Source organism: Aetokthonos hydrillicola CCALA 1050, assembly GCF_017591665.1.
Classification (GTDB): Bacteria; Cyanobacteriota; Cyanobacteriia; order Cyanobacteriales; family Nostocaceae; genus Aetokthonos; species Aetokthonos hydrillicola.
Map to the genome: position 1 here is coordinate 1 of NZ_JAAKGC010000136.1, position 11,823 is coordinate 11,823.

Below are 11,823 nucleotides of genomic sequence, written 5' to 3' on the forward strand. Positions count from 1 at the left end.
CAAAAGCTGCAGTAGGTGCAATCATTAATCCAGCAGCAATTAAACCGAATACAACTGTTTTGTTCAACATTTTTTTATTCCTCATGAATTGTGTTGTGATAATTAACTTGGCGTTACTCTTTTAGTTAAATGTTGTGCAACGCCTTTTGGAGCAATTGGTAGTTACCTGGAGTGTTAACTACTTTTATTAGCGATGTAAGCGATTCTTACGAATATTGGAATTTTGTACTTGGTTGCTTACAGTGCTGCTGGTTTGAGCATTAACAGAACCATTGTCAGCAGCACCATTTTGACCAGTTGCTTGATCAGAGCTTTGGGATTGGGAAGCACCTGGGGTACCTACTCCATGAGTACGACTCTTGATGTTGCTGATTTGCTTCTGAACGTTAACACTGTCAGAGCTTTGTGCGTTGGTGCTACCGTTGGTAGCTGCACCGTTTTGTTGTGTGGTTTGTACGTTGCCTTGTGATTGGCTAGAGCCTGCGAAAGCTGCGGTAGGTGCAATCATTAATCCAGCAGCAATTAAACCGAATACAACTGTTTTGTTCAACATTTTTTTATTCCTCATGAATTGTGTTGTGGTAATCAAGCTGGCGTTACTTAATTCAGTTAATGATTTTGCAACGCCTTTTGGCTTGATTAATCTAGAAAATGGCTATCTTTGAATATCAGTAGCTAATTGGAAATCACGCTTACTATTAGCGCCTACGAAGATTGCGAGCAACAGCTGAATTTTGGGTTTGGTTGTTCGTAGTGGTGCTGGTCTGAGCATTAGTAGAATTGTTGTCAGCAGCTCCGTTTTGGGTAGTTTTCTGATCAGAATTTTGAGCTTGAGAAGCATGAGGAGTTTTGCCCCAACCGCGATGCAAACCGCCGTAACGATGACTACGGCTTGTAATATTGCTAATCTGCTTCTGAACGTTCACACTGTTAGAGCTTTGTGCGTTGGTGCTACCGTTGGTAGCTGCACCGTTTTGTTCTGTGGTTTGTACGTTATTTTGTGATTGACTAGACCCTGCAAAAGCTGCGGTGGGTGCAACCATTAATCCAGCAACTAATAGACCAAAAGCAACTGATTTTTTAAACATATTAGACCTCAATAATTGTGTAGTTAGAACTGTTTATTGTGTGCTGTGTGTTTGCTCATACTTCAGATAATTACTCTTGACTATTTCTATCAGAATTTGTTTCCTTACTGGAGAATTTCATCAAGTGTATCTCTGTTGTTTGTCTGTAGAGAGCTACAAAATCAAATTGCTTCATTCCAGATTCTGCTAAAAAAATTTTTGAGAAGTGAATGTTCGCTTTTTGTGTACTCTCTTGGTCACCCTAACTCTTACGGCAGCCCTACGTAAGTAGGATTGCTTATAAATAGTCGAGGTGACCTCGACACTTAATATTTTTACCCAAAAGTTTTGGGTGTGTCAAGAGGTAGACCAAAATTTTTTGGGGTAAATTTTTTGTGCAAAACTTTTTTTTAATGCTACGATGTACGGCTATAGGTACAATAACAATTACTGTGCATGTGAAACAGAAGGCAAAACCAAGAATAGCTTCTCTGCGAGAGAAAGCAGGACTTACCCAGCTAGAGCTATCACGTCTCGTAGGCGTGACTGAAAGCACTATCCAAAACTGGGAAAGCGGTAGAAGTGGAATAGACCAAATCGAAAGAATCATTAAGTTTTGTAAGGCTCTCAATTGTCAACTAGAAGACTTGATTGAGTATGTAAATCAGTACCCTGAAGAACTAGCAGCAAAACCTAGCTCTTTAAGCGAGATACACAATCTCCTTGGAACTGATGAATCTTCTTCAATAAAGAAATCTGACTCTCAAGATGCGCAACAGCACCGAGCTAAAAGCAAAACTGTTTAGTTTGTTCGTAATTGCGCTGTCTAGCCTACGCCTCGCTGCAGAGCGTCTACTCATTGTGGATGCAAAGTGGCTTCCTGCGAGGCTAGAGCAGAGGGGCAGAGGAGCAGAGGATCTGGAGGGGAGCAAGTAATACCCTATGCTCTATGCCCCATGCCCTATGCCCTATGCCATTCCCCCTACAAAACTTGCTGCCATAAAGTGTCTACACTAACAAATTGATAGCCTTGTTCTAGCAGTTTAGGAATGAGAATTTGTGCGATCGCGGTGACATCTTGTCCTCCGCAATTACCGTCATGTAATACAATTAGTGAGCCAGCTTTCACCTGCTGTAACACTCGTTGAACGACAGTTTGAACGCCTGGTAATGCCCAGTCTTCAGGGACAACACTCCACATGACTGGTCTATAGTTCCATTGACGCAATAATTTCAAAGTTGTCGGAGTAAATAAACCATTGGGTGGTCGGACATCACGTAATTGTTCGGGTTGGAGATCACAAGCGTTGCATATAGCAACTTGAGTTTTTTCTAAGCTTTGCTGAAGTTCTAGTTCAGAGAGCATAGGAAAATTTTTATGATCATAGCCATGCAATCCAATCCAGTGTCCGCGATCGCGTAACTCTTTGGTTATGTGTGGCGATCTATGAACACAAGCACCCAACAAAAAGAAGCTGGCTTGAATATTGTAATAGTCTAAAACTTTTAATAACTGGGGTGTGTATTGCGGGTGAGGACCATCATCAAACGTTAGTGCGATTATTCTTCGCGTGGCAATCGCTTCCGTTTCCACACAGACGTAGCGCGATTCTCCACTCCAAAGACAGTCAGGAAATATTGGTTTAAGAATTTGGTAAATAATCGGAAATAGGGGTGCTAACTGCATATCTAGATAATTCAATTCTCCAACAATGGTAATGTTTTAGCGTTCATGCAAAGTAGCAATAGCCCCCTATAAAAGGCTCGTTATTCTCGAGAGTAAGGTCGGATTTCTCTTGAACGAAGTAGGCTTGCAGGGGGTTCATCACGGTAGTCATGGTACTCATGGTACTCGCGATACTCCCGACCGTTCCCATGGTAGTCGTGGTACTCGCGATTTTTCCCCTGGTAGTCGCAATCTGGGTAATTCTCACGAAGATCTTCAAGTCTTCTAAAATCTCGATCAAGCTTACGCTCGTATCTGCGACGCTCTCCTTCGCTATCCGCGTCTTCAAGATCTCGACGATCTCGTTCAATATTTCGGTAAGCTTCTTGGTATTCGCGATAACATTCTCGGTCGTCATCGCGATCTTTATCGTATCGACCCGAGAGCAGTACAGAGCCGTTACTCACACTGGTGGAGACAAGTTGTGACGAAAGCTGCCCTTGGTGAGTGAGTGCTACTGCCATAGCAGGTGCTAATCCTCCCGAGATGAAAGGCAATGCTATCACCGGGAAGCTGACTAAACATATAATCTTCCAAAGCATATATTATACCTTAAGTGTGGTACAGTATGGAACTTACGGAGTGTACAAATAGGCTGTTAAGTGCAAAAGTTTTAGAAATGAATCTGTAAGCGCTCATCTGCCATTTTTCCCGATTTTTCTGCCAAAGTAAAGAAGATACGAAGATAAGGTCTCTAATCCTAGCCTATCTTCAGCGATCGGCCTAAATCAATCTATTGTAGAAACCTTCCAATGGTGCGTTACGCTGGGCTAACAAAGCCTACAACACTACAGCGCTAACACGCTGGGTTTTTTCAAAAATCAAATAAGATTGCTATAGAGATTAAATGCCCAAAAGCTTATACCTATGGCCTAAGCCTTTTATCACTTCTACCGTGGATTAATTAACCCATTTGTAGGATTTATAGGAAAGTTAATTAATATAGACTAATCTTCATAGGATTATTCTTTTCAAGTGATTACTATGAATTGGACGTCTTTAAGGCGTATTATTATTTGCCTTTTTTTAGCCACTATAACAGCCTGCGAGTCAATCCAGGCAGAGGAGACTAGTAAGCCTGCCCAAAAAAACTTGGCGGGTGATGCTTATGGTCAGTTAAGTGACCAGGGAAAAACACGTACATATTATATATATACTCCAAAATCTTATAATCCAAGCCGCCCGATGCCATTAGTTTTAGTATTTCATGGAGATGATGGCAGTGGTCACTCAATGGCTGATGTGTCTCGCTTTAACACAATAGCAGAGCAAAAAGGCTTTATTGTTGTTTATCCAGATGGAATTAACCATAAGTGGAGTTTGCGAGGTAAATCTCAAACCAAGGTAAATGACGTTTCGTTTGTCTCTGCTCTAATCAATCATATCCAGCAGGTTAGAAATATTGACAGCAGTAGAATTTACGCTACTGGTTTTTCTAAAGGCGCAATATTGACTCAGGCGCTGGCTTGTGAATTACCTGATAAAATAGCAGCTTTTGCATCAGTAGCTGGTGCGCTTCCAGTACGATATAGATCTCATTGCCAGCCTCAAGCCCCTGTATCAATGCTCATGATCAACGGTACAAACGATCAAGAAGTACATTATCAAGGGGATGATAGCACCGAGAGAGGTTCGCTGATTTCTATCAAAGATACTGTGAATTTCTGGCGATCGCACGATCAATGTCAATCACCATTACAAGCCCAACCCATCAGTGAGGATGATAAGAGCGATCACTTCCAAGTGAAAACCGCTCGGTACAATGGTTGTATAGGTAATTCAGAAATTTTACAATTAGCTGTAGTAGACGGTGGACATTTTTGGCCAGGTGGTGCTAGTCAAGATCCGCAAGTAAAACAAGTAAATAATCAGCTTGGGTTTAGTGCAAGTGAAGCTATATGGGACTTTTTTCAACGCCATAATCTCTCTTCATCAACTACTGTTGTTGAGAAAAGATAAAAAAGAAGTCAGAATTCAGGAGTCAGAATTCAGAAGAAAGTATTCTCACTCCTGACTCCTTATCATAGATACTTGTTTAACAACAGCTTTAACTTTTCCTTTGTTTCCGATGGAGCTACATCTAGGCGAGTTAAAATTGCATGTTTCAATGCAGAATGGGCATCACTAGGTGGTGGATTTTTAGCTAGACGCCTCACTGTTTCTTGAATCACCTTTTGAGCATTTATTGCATTACGCTGTAAATTAGCAATCACCATATCCACTGTCACACTGTCGTGTTCTGGATGCCAACAATCATAATCTGTTACCAATGCCAAAGTTGCATAAGCAATTTCTGCTTCCCGTGCTAACTTTGCTTCTGGTAAATTTGTCATTCCAATTATTGTTGCACCCCAGCTACGGTAAAGATTTGATTCGGCTTTCGTGGAAAATGCTGGTCCTTCCATGCACACATAAGTACCACCACGGTGCAAAGTCACGTCTGGTAAATTTAGAGATGCGATCGCATCACCCACAACAGAAGCCAAATTCCCACACACTGGATCGCCAAAAGCAATATGCGCGACTATTCCTTCTCCAAAAAACGTGGAAACTCGATTTTTCGTCCTGTCGATAAATTGATCTGGAACCACCATGTCCAATGGTTTAACATCTTCTTTCAAAGAACCTACTGCTGAAGCAGAAATTAAATACTCAACGCCTAGTTGCTTCATTGCATAAATATTAGCACGAAACGGCAACTCAGAAGGTAGCAGAGTATGATTACGCCCATGACGCGCTAAAAAAGCTACGCGTGTTTCTTCAAACGTTCCTAAAATTACAACATCAGAAGGTGAACCAAACGGTGTCTGGACTTGCACCTCTTCTATGTCTTTGAGGGCATCCATTTTGTATAAACCACTGCCACCAATAATTCCAATACGAGCTTCAGCCATCTGCTTTTAATTTAGTTAGGAGTTAACACTGATATCAGCCTACATAAGAATACATTATTTTGCAGAATACAGAATTCTTCTGTATCCTGCCCTTTTCCTAACTTTATCGAACATGATTTACGAGTCAGGAGTCAGAATACTTTATCTTTCTTCTGACTTCTGAATTCTGTATTCTGTATTCTTTTATAAATATTCTACTCTTGCATCTAAGCCGTGTGAGCGCAGGGCGTCAGAGAGCTTTTCTGCATCTAAGCGTTCGCTAAATCGTCCAGCATTCACATATGCACCTAACCGAGACTCAGCAGCGAAAGCCTCAGGAACATACTGACGTACTTGGTATAGAGTATCATGATGGTGAATTGGGACAATTACGACATAGCTCTTTTTGGAATTACTATTCCCTGTGGTAGAATTATTAAAATTACTGATATTTAATGCTTGCCAGGTTTGATAATTGACAACTCCAGTAGCAGCGAGTCCTTGAAATTTTTGGAACTGAATGACTGCATCCCTAGTGTTTGGACCATAACGACCACTCACATTACCTTGAAAAAATCCCAACTGCTGCAAACGTTGTTGAACTGCTGTAACTCGCTTACTTCTTTCGCCTAAACAGATATCATTATTCTGTTTTAAACAATCAGGATTTTGAACCGGATAAGGATTTTGGGATATATAGGAATTTTGGTATGTATAGGAATTTTGATTTCCTAAAGCATTTGTGATTGCTGCCAAAGTTTCGGTGTCAGCGATACCATTGGGTGTTATTCCATTAGTTTGCTGAAAGCGTACAACAGCATCCCTAGTCGATGAACCAAAATAACCAGTTGGATTGCTGTTGAAGTAGCCTAACTGCCGTAGACTTCGTTGCAATTCTACAACTTCAGCACCAGCAGTACCAAAAGATATTCCAATTGGTAAGTTGTCACCACCAATACCCTGCGGTGGCTCGACAGGTTCATAACTCACTCGACGGCGAAGTTGGTTAAGACTAACACGAATTGCTTCTGTTGTTTTGGGACCAACAATACCAGCAGAACGTATCCCACGAGACTGCTGAAATCGAATAACTGCCTGCTGAGTCTCTGATCCAAAATAGCCTGTTATTGGTCCGTTAAAAAAACCTAATTGCTGTAAATTTTTTTGTAGATTTGTAACGGCTAAACCTCTGCTACCTAGTTGCAATTCACTGCCAACGCGACTACTACCACCAGTTTTACTTTGACACTCAGATTGCAGAAGTTGTTCAGTTCGAGAACCCACAAGCCCATCAGCAGCTAGTCCATGGGCTTTTTGAAACTGAATCACAGCATTTTTGGTTAATGAACCAAACTTACCTGTTACAGGACCACGAAAGTAACCTATCTTTTGCAAACACCTCTGGATACTTGTAATTTCAACTCCCTGATTTCCTGCCTTCTCTAAAGCTGAAGCTTGATCTGCTAGACTTAGAACTGATAGAGTCAATGCTACAGAAACTACAGGAATCGTCGCGCTGCTAGAGAGCTTTTTCCAATTTAAGAAGTTTGTAAAAAATTTGAAATCAACTCCGGCACCCACAACCCCGATATTTTGAGACTCTTCTAGTGATGAATTAACCATTTCCATAGTTTTTTTCGTATTTTATTTTAGATGTGTTCCCTGTTACAAGCGCTTCCTTAGCTTTTCTTAACACATTCCTGTGCTAGCGCGATTGTTTAGAAGAGGTTTTGTATTGATTAATATCACATCTGTTTGATTATTTTCCGGGAATCTTTGCAAAAACTTTGGATCCAATCGTAGTATATAAAGATTCTCCATCCTCAAGTGTCACACAGTGTATTCTGACTCCTGACTTCTTTTTATAAGAAAAATGCAGAAAACCCTTGAGGGAGAGCACCACAGGTGCGTATCCCGTACTTCAGGCAAGGGATGAATGCGCTTCCGAACCCTTTAGGGTTCCGTCATGGTGCGTCTTATCCATTGCTCTAAATATTCACTTACACTTAATTTGTCGCCACTGCTTCATTTGGTGAATTTCTGCTTGTTACCAAGATATATATATTATTGATCGCCTTCTTGGGTGTCGTTTTTCCCAATTTGCTGAGTATTACCAGCTTTTACCCAACCTTCTTTATCGCCGTTTTGGAGACGGATCTTTTGCCAGGCTTTATCTGGGCTTTGTTCCAAAACGAAAACTTTTTGCCGAAATCCTACTCCCCCCACACGTTCAGCATCCTGTTCTGGTTGGGCTCGTAGAACTAAACCTTGTTGCCATGTAACACGCGCCTGATACGCTCCTGGTGGTAATGGTTTTGCAGTTGGTGTGGGGGTTGGAATAGGCGATTGGTTTTTAGTCTCAGGTTTAGAAGTTACTTGATCTTTGACAACTACAGATTTTGAAGCTTGATTTTTTACTGAGGCTTGATCGTTAGCAAAAATAGGTTTTGCAGGGAGTATTGTAGTACGATTCATCATGTACAGACCCCCTATCAATCCTCCAACCGCTAAGATAGCGATCGCCAATAGAAACCCCAGCGTATATTTCAGTATGTTAGTAAACAGCATGGTTAATATCGTAACTTCATTATTGATAACTGGGGATCGGGGATGACAGTTATCAGTTATCAGTTAACAGTTATCAGTCAAGAATCATGTGTTTATCAGAACGCCAAACACAGCACCAAATGCCTTGATCACTGATAACTGTTTACTGTTCACTGTTTATTGTAGCTGGCGTTGAATGCGATCGCTCAAGGGACCTTGTTTCGATGCTAGACGTGCTCTTCCAGCCGCCGCCCATTCTTGGAGCTTCTGTATTTGCTCCACAGCGGTACGTGCTAAAGGTATAATCTGACTCGCTGCTTCTAAAATGTCGTCTGTTGTGAAGTCACGGTTTTGACTAAACCCGATGTGCATTGCTTCAATTAAAGTTTGCTCGATTTCCGCACCCGAAAAATCAGGGGTTTCGTAAGCTAATCGATCTATATCGTAGTTTTTCAAATTATGCGGGCGTAGTCGAGATAAATGAACGTTGAAAATTGCTTTTCTCTCTTCTTGAGTAGGTAATCCAACGAAGAAAATTTCATCAAATCTACCTTTACGAAGCATTTCTGGTGGTAAAGCTTGAATGTCGTTTGCAGTCGCAACAACAAAAACAGGAGATGTTTTTTCTGCTAACCAGTTGATAAATGTACCAAACACGCGGCTAGTTGTTCCTGCATCACCTTTGCTTCCCAGCCCTGAAAAAGCTTTATCTATCTCGTCTATCCATAAAATACAAGGCGCAAGGGCTTCTGCTACTTGTACCATTTGACGGGTGCGAGATTCTGATTCCCCAACTAAACCCCCGAATAATCTGCCTACGTCTAAACGTAGTAGTGGTAAATGCCAGTGGTGAGCGATCGCTTTAGCTGTTAATGATTTTCCTGTTCCTTGAATACCGACTAATAGCAAACCACGCGGGTGGGGTAAACCATAGTGTCGCGCACGTTCGGTGAATGCACCACCGCGACGAAGCAGCCAGTCTTTGAGATTATCCAATCCACCAATATCAGAAATTTGTTCTGTGGCTGGGTAAAAATCGAGAATTTGAGTTTGGCGGATGGTTTGGCGCTTTTCTTCTAAAACTAGATCGACATCTTCTGGTTGTAGTTCTCCGTGAGTGGCGATCGCTCTTGCTAAAACCCGACGGATACGCTCCATAGAAAGCCCTTGACAAGAGCGGACTAAGTCATCTAAAACTTTAGGGGGCAGAGAATTTCCCGTTGCTGCTAACAAACGTTCTACTTCTGCTTTGATTTCTAGCGCAGCAGGTAAAGGAAACTCTAAAACGGTTAAGACTTCGCTTAAGTCGTCAGGAATGGCAATGCGTGGTGATAGTAATACGATGTTTTTGGGTTGAGATTTGAGGAGTCTGGAAAGATTGCGGAGTTTGCGCGCGATCGCAACATCTTCCAGAAACCGATGGTAATCTCGCAAGATAAACACCCCTGATGCAGACGATGGAATTTTTTCGATAAATTCTAAAGCTTGCAGAGGGTTACGTTTACCAAAGCCTGCATCATTGTGGTTCCCCTGGTAACCATCCACAAAATCCCAAATATAAACAGGACGATTCCCTTGATTTGCTGCTTCTTCTCGGATAGCTGCTTCTACCCGTTCCTCTTCGTATGTAGGAATGTACATCAACGGGTAGCGGGCGCATAAGAGTAATTTAAACTCGTCACGGAAGCTCATAAGTAGATGTTAGATTTTTAGTTCTCTTCCCATTGTTCAGTTTTGTAGTGGTTCTAACAACTAAACTGTTTGCTCTATTTGTAAATTGAGTATATCTGCCCACACCTATTCCATTATCCATAAACTATCACGTCAAGTCGTCAAAAGTCAACTCTCATTTATGAGTTTGTCATAACCCGCGTTGATGGGAAGTATAATCGTGTTTAAAGAATTTGGGAGATCTATATTTTGAGCTTCGTTATCAGGTTAAACAATCTGAGGATTATTATCAACTGGCACTAGAAATCTATAAGGAAATAGGCTCTCGCCTGGGAGAAGCCAACTGCTTACAAGGGATTGGGGATGTGTTGCGCTTCCTGGCTCGAAATGCAGAAGCATTAAACCACTACAACCAAGCCATCTCCTTGTACTGCAATGTTGGCTCTCGCCTGGGAGAAGCCAACTGTTTAAAAGCGATTGGGGATGTGTTGCGGTTTCTCAAACGAAACGAAGAAGCATTAAACCACTACAACCAAGCGATCTCCTTGTTCCGCAATGTTGGCGATCGCATCGGAGAAGCTAATATTGTGCAAGATCTTGGAAAATTGCAAGATGATCCTGTGCAAAAACTGGAATATCTCCAACAAGCGCAAAACCTCTACATCCAGATTGGTGATATCTACAGCCAAAGTAGAAATTTACTATATTTTCTTGCTGATGTTTACTTAACAATGGGGCAGCGAGACACTGCTATTAATGCATTAAAAGATGGTGCTAAACTTGCTGCTGCTAATAATCTTGTATTTTTTGTAGAATACGCTCAAGATAAGTTAGGTAAGCTCAACGGTAATGAGGAATTAGGGGAAGGTTCATCGAATTAAATAAGCAACAATGGGTGAAGCTTGTTGTCTTGTTTCTCGTTGGCTGAAGGCATGAGTCAAACATCTTGGTTCGTAGTTGCACTTTAGTGCGCTAAAGCGCAACTACGAACCTTTCACCCCTATAAAACTACTGTAGTGCGGGCATCTTGCCCGCGCACCATATAAAAATTAAATGGGCAACAGCTTATTATTCTTGCTGACTAGCTTGCTATCCTGGGGATTACTAAATAGCTAACCTTGAAAATTACTATATATGGGCGCACCTTTTCCATCATCCACATAATATCTCGTCAAGTCGCTAAAAGTCAAGCGTAAAATTAAAGTATGGTAACGGATAAATTAAGCCTACCTATCCGTTACAAGGAAATAATGAAATATCACTAACTTTTAGTTAGGAAGTTGCTTTTTCAGAGCTTCTAAACCAGCCCATCGGTTATCTATTGGCTGTTCGGAGATCTTGGTTACGCTTGGTTGAATACCTGGACATTTTCTATCACAAAGTTGTCTTTGAGGTATTTCCAAACACATTTGCTCATATAACCATTGACAGTTGGAGCGATTGTTAGGGCATTGTGGCTGCGTTTCCGCATCACAGATCGTCGGATTTCAGTAACTGGTGGTTGGATGGGACGCGATCGCACCGACGTGATCTACTCAGAAATTGTCAAAATCGTCAAAGTCCCCCGTGGTATAGGCGCATGGGGAGATATGGTAATAACCTTGAGAAATGGTAGTCGTTTGGAAATGCGCGCCATTCCTAAGTTTCGGGAAATCTATGACTACATAAATGAAAAAGTCACAGATAAAAACCCCGACTATAGCGGTGCATCAAAGTAGTTATGAGAAGAGCAAGGGAGTACGAAAATAAAAATCAAAAATTAAAAAAAATTAATTTTTAATGAATTTACTTTAGCTCCCTCTTCTCAAAAAGAAAGTGCGGCTATCCGTAGTGCAAAGTTAGTCGCATATAAATCATGATTTTAGATAAATTAGATTCAGTTAATTTACAGTAACTCAGGTTGAATTCAGAATAATGGATTTTGGTATCGGGTTTCTCT

11 protein-coding genes and 2 pseudogenes are annotated in these 11,823 nt (G+C 41.3%); 4 read left to right on the forward strand and 9 right to left on the reverse strand.

Going from position 1 to position 11,823, the window contains the following annotated elements; translation table 11 throughout:
* Positions 1–187: 187 nt before the first annotated feature.
* Positions 188–553, reverse strand: coding sequence for a hypothetical protein (locus tag G4P69_RS32950; RefSeq protein WP_208354034.1), 366 nt, complete (start codon positions 551–553; stop codon positions 188–190).
* 145 nt (positions 554–698) lie between these two features.
* Positions 699–1,088, reverse strand: coding sequence for a hypothetical protein (locus G4P69_RS32955; RefSeq protein ID WP_208354036.1), 390 nt, complete (start codon positions 1,086–1,088; stop codon positions 699–701).
* Between the two features lie 437 nt (positions 1,089–1,525).
* Between G4P69_RS32955 and G4P69_RS32960 the strand changes: the two genes are divergently transcribed.
* The gene (locus G4P69_RS32960; RefSeq protein ID WP_208354062.1) at positions 1,526–1,873 is read left to right on the forward strand and encodes a helix-turn-helix transcriptional regulator; all 348 of its coding nucleotides are present in this window, start codon (positions 1,526–1,528) and stop codon (positions 1,871–1,873) included.
* Between the two features lie 176 nt (positions 1,874–2,049).
* Here the strand turns inward: G4P69_RS32960 and G4P69_RS32965 are convergent, their stop codons facing one another.
* Together G4P69_RS32965 and G4P69_RS32970 are read right to left on the reverse strand one after the other, a co-directional pair.
* Positions 2,050–2,754, reverse strand: coding sequence for a polysaccharide deacetylase family protein (locus G4P69_RS32965; protein WP_208354040.1), 705 nt, complete (start codon positions 2,752–2,754; stop codon positions 2,050–2,052).
* Between the two features lie 80 nt (positions 2,755–2,834).
* Complete coding sequence (locus G4P69_RS32970) at positions 2,835–3,335, reverse strand: hypothetical protein (protein ID WP_208354043.1); 501 nt, start codon at positions 3,333–3,335, stop codon at positions 2,835–2,837.
* Between the two features lie 442 nt (positions 3,336–3,777).
* Between G4P69_RS32970 and G4P69_RS32975 the strand changes: the two genes are divergently transcribed.
* Entirely contained in the window at positions 3,778–4,752 is a 975-nt protein-coding gene (locus G4P69_RS32975; RefSeq protein ID WP_208354045.1) for an extracellular catalytic domain type 1 short-chain-length polyhydroxyalkanoate depolymerase, read from the forward strand.
* Positions 4,753–4,814: 62 nt separating this feature from the next.
* On the opposite strand, the gene G4P69_RS32980 is transcribed toward G4P69_RS32975, so the two are convergent.
* The 4 genes from G4P69_RS32980 to G4P69_RS32995 form a co-directional block, all read right to left on the reverse strand.
* Positions 4,815–5,687: an S-methyl-5'-thioadenosine phosphorylase gene (locus G4P69_RS32980; RefSeq protein WP_208354047.1), complete on the reverse strand. Its 873-nt coding sequence runs from the start codon at positions 5,685–5,687 to the stop codon at positions 4,815–4,817.
* A 183-nt stretch (positions 5,688–5,870) separates the two neighbouring features.
* Positions 5,871–7,289, reverse strand: a complete 1,419-nt coding sequence (locus G4P69_RS32985) for a peptidoglycan-binding domain-containing protein (RefSeq protein WP_208354049.1) — start codon at positions 7,287–7,289, stop codon at positions 5,871–5,873.
* Positions 7,290–7,730: 441 nt separating this feature from the next.
* Positions 7,731–8,234 carry an SH3 domain-containing protein gene (locus G4P69_RS32990; RefSeq protein ID WP_390693677.1) on the reverse strand — a complete coding sequence of 168 codons (504 nt, stop codon included), beginning with the start codon at positions 8,232–8,234 and terminating at the stop codon, positions 7,731–7,733.
* 156 nt (positions 8,235–8,390) lie between these two features.
* The gene (locus G4P69_RS32995) at positions 8,391–9,905 is read right to left on the reverse strand and encodes an AAA family ATPase (protein ID WP_208354056.1); all 1,515 of its coding nucleotides are present in this window, start codon (positions 9,903–9,905) and stop codon (positions 8,391–8,393) included.
* 212 nt (positions 9,906–10,117) lie between these two features.
* Between G4P69_RS32995 and G4P69_RS33000 the strand changes: the two genes are divergently transcribed.
* Positions 10,118–10,765 carry a tetratricopeptide repeat protein gene (locus tag G4P69_RS33000; protein WP_208354058.1) on the forward strand — a complete coding sequence of 216 codons (648 nt, stop codon included), beginning with the start codon at positions 10,118–10,120 and terminating at the stop codon, positions 10,763–10,765.
* A 387-nt stretch (positions 10,766–11,152) separates the two neighbouring features.
* Here G4P69_RS33000 and G4P69_RS33005 read toward each other — a convergent pair.
* A pseudogene (locus G4P69_RS33005) lies at positions 11,153–11,311 on the reverse strand (YceD family protein); the annotation flags it as partial.
* On the opposite strand from G4P69_RS33005, the pseudogene G4P69_RS33010 reads away from it, so the two are divergent.
* Positions 11,306–11,602, forward strand: a pseudogene (locus G4P69_RS33010) (PH domain-containing protein); the annotation flags it as partial. The pseudogenes G4P69_RS33005 and G4P69_RS33010 sit on opposite strands and share 6 nt — an antisense overlap.
* Positions 11,603–11,823 lie beyond the last annotated feature (221 nt).